Source organism: Flavobacterium koreense, from assembly GCF_054776075.1.
Genome location: NZ_BAAHCF010000040.1, coordinates 1 through 539, shown reverse-complemented (window position 1 = coordinate 539; position 539 = coordinate 1). Strand labels below are relative to the sequence as shown.

Below are 539 nucleotides of genomic sequence, written 5' to 3'. Positions count from 1 at the left end.
TGTTTGAAGCATTGAATCCTGTGATTTGAAAACTTCCTGTGGCTGTCGTACATGTTGGCTGTGTTACCAAACCAACTGTTGGCGCACTTGGCGCACTTGGTTGAGCATTTACTACAATGTTAGCCGATGATGGTGAAGTACAACCAGATGCATTGGTAACTGTAAATGTATAAGTGTTCGCATTGGCCGTTACTAATCCTGTTGCTGAAATACTTACAACTCCTGGATTAAAAGTATAGGTGTTTGCAGCATTGTATCCTGTGATTTGAAAACTTCCAGTGGCTACTGTACATGTTGGCTGTGTAACCGAACCAACTGCTGGTGCGCTTGGCAAACTTGGTTGAGCATTTACTATAATATTGGCCGATGATGGTGAAGTACAACCAGATGCATTGGTAACTGTAAAAGTATAAGTATTCGCATTAGCAGTTACCAATCCTGTTGCTGAAATACTTATAACTCCTGGGTTAAAGGTATAAGTGTTTGAAGCATTGAATCCTGTGATTTGAAAACTTCCTGTGGCTGTCGTACATGTTGGC

At 41.2% G+C, this 539-nt stretch carries 1 pseudogene; it reads right to left on the bottom strand.

The features are described 5' to 3' along the window. A pseudogene (locus tag ACYU7A_RS13470) lies at positions 1–539 on the bottom strand (hypothetical protein); the annotation flags it as partial.